This is a genomic window from Oxalobacter paraformigenes, from assembly GCF_000158475.2.
GTDB classification, from domain to species: domain Bacteria; phylum Pseudomonadota; class Gammaproteobacteria; order Burkholderiales; family Burkholderiaceae_D; genus Oxalobacter; species Oxalobacter paraformigenes.
Map to the genome: position 1 here is coordinate 446,205 of NZ_KI392031.1, position 2,283 is coordinate 448,487.

Annotated in this window: 2 protein-coding genes and 1 pseudogene; all 3 read right to left on the reverse strand. The window is 52.5% G+C overall.

Annotation, left to right across the window (positions count from 1 at the left end; all coding sequences use genetic code 11):
• The coding region (locus OFAG_RS05600) for a tetratricopeptide repeat protein (RefSeq protein WP_020994912.1) at window positions 1-314 on the reverse strand (314 nt) is incomplete at its 3' end.
• A gap of 58 nt (window positions 315-372) precedes the next feature.
• On the reverse strand, window positions 373-1,188 hold the full coding sequence (locus OFAG_RS05605) for a tetratricopeptide repeat protein (protein ID WP_005879071.1): 816 nt from the start codon (window positions 1,186-1,188) through the stop codon (window positions 373-375).
• 75 nt (window positions 1,189-1,263) lie between these two features.
• A pseudogene (locus OFAG_RS14285) lies at window positions 1,264-2,283 on the reverse strand (hypothetical protein); the annotation flags it as partial.

The window sequence follows — 2,283 nt, forward strand, 5'->3', positions numbered from 1 at the left end:
ACACCGTACCCCTCTTCATATGTGAGTCCCAGATTGAACTGGGCCGCAGCAAACCCGGCTTCGGCCGCTTTCCGGTACCATTTGACCGCTTCTGCCAGATTTTTCTCGACACCCCGACCTTTTTTATACATGTAACCGATCCGGTTCATGGTAGCCGGATTGGTGACCGCATCCGGTTTCATGAAACAAGTCATGGCTTCCTTGTATTTTCCGGCGGCATACAAGCGGTTGCCTTCCTTCACATTATCAGCCAGCGACAGGGAAGAACCGATCAGGAGAAAAGAGAAGAGGAGGACTTTCAGAAGGGATTTCATCAGGAAGCGCGTTTAAAGGAAACGTTCATTTGCCGGGTAAAAGAGCGAGACAGGACCGTTACGAGTGCGTTTCCTTTTCCCGTGCCATTTCAAGCCAGCGTTGCGATTCCGCTTCATTTTTCCGAACGCCCAACCGGCCTTTGGCGTAAATGGCCGCCAGTTCTTGCATGGCCATGACATTGCCGTTTTTTGCCGCTTCCCGATACCAGTGGAGCGCGCGTTCATTGTCCTGCCGGATGCCGTTGCCTTTGGCGTAGCAGTCCGCCAGAAAAAGCTGGGCTCTGCCGTTGCCTTTTTCCGCCCCCAGAATATAGTATTGCACCGCCTGGTTCGGGTCTTTTGTGACGCCTTCTCCCTTGTCATAAAAGAGGCCGATATCGGCATAGGCACCGTGGTCGCCATGTTCGGCTGCACGACGGTACCATTTCATGGCTTCCTTGTAGTCCTGTTTGACGCCGATTCCCTCAGCAGTCAGATAGCCCATCTTTGATTCAGCTTTGAAATATTTCTGTTCAGCTGCTTTCCGAAACCATTTAACCGCTTCCGACTCATCCTTTGAAACACCGCTACCATACTGATAGGATAATCCAAGATTGAACTGGGCCTTGGCAAAACCCATTTCAGCTGCTTTCCGGTACCATTGATTGGCCACCTCGGCATTTTTTGCTACCCCCAGACCTTCATCGTACAGGTAACCGACCAGATTGACGGCTTTGGCATCCCTTTGTGCGTCCGGCTTCATGAGATAACTCATGGCTTCCTGATATCTCCCTGCTTTAAACGAACGAATACCTTGCGCAGCGTTGTTGGCAAAAGCGTGAAATCCGGCAAAAAGGATAAAAACAAAAATAGCGATTTTAAAAATTTTTTTCATTCCTGCTGCTAAAGGAACAAGGTCGGTTCATTATGACCAACCTTGTTTGAACAGGTCAAATGTATCAAGTAAAAATTACAAAGGATCTTTTTTATTCCACCGATCCTCGCTATTTTTGATTACCTTCCTTACTCCCTCCTGCTGCAACGTGCCCACCCCGAAATCGACCATTACCGACTGAAGCCAGGCTTTCAGTTCCTGCGGGGTCTGGATGGAAACCGGCGCCTTGAACGGGATGTTCAAAAGCGCCATCATACCCAGGGGAACCCCGTATTTGACTGCCGTGTACGGATCGCCTTTTCCTTTTGCCCGGATGATGCCGGCATTGATTTGCGAGGTCAGTACGGCTGCCGATACCCCCGTGATGGCCGCAATCCCTTCTACTTTGGAGAGGAGGTACGTTGCCGGCAACATGACGATCTGGTTTCCCAATTGCCGGTACAGGTAACGCGTCAGGTTTTTTCCGGTTTCATCAGGATGGCCCTTGACGTAAATTTTGTCCATGGTCATCGGCTCCAGGGCATCGAGTTCCTGTTGAAAGCGTACGGTGTCGGCTTCGGTTTTTTCCAGCGCGATCGGGTCGCCTCCGAAGAGGTCGTAAAGCATGCGTCCGATGGTGGCGGCCAGCGAAAAGGCACCGATTTTGGCCTTGACCGGAATGGTTTTGAAGCCGGTGCCGATAGAGTCCGCTTCAAGGCTTCCGGTTTTGCGGTCAAAGGTAAACCCCTGCTTTTCCCCTGTCAGTTCGTGGGTGTCGGCCACGGCCTGATGCCGCATCTTTCCGAAGCCTGTCTTTTCCAGTTCGGCCATGCTTTGGTCAGAGTGGCCGGGTGGGTGTGTTCCCCGGGCATTGACCGCAGAAGGTTCCACGAAATTGTGTTGCGCGGCCTCTCGCACGGCCTTGCCGGCGGCACGATAGGCTTCTCCCATGCTTTCGTCAGAGTGGCCCAGCGTGTCCCGACCGTGTATCCGGCTGTTTTCCCCCAGGGCATGACTGATGAAATCCGCCGCCCACTGAAAAAGAGGGGCATATGTCTCGTTTTTGGGGTCGTTGACGTGCGCCGTCTTTTGCAGACTGTTCGCCAGCGATTGACC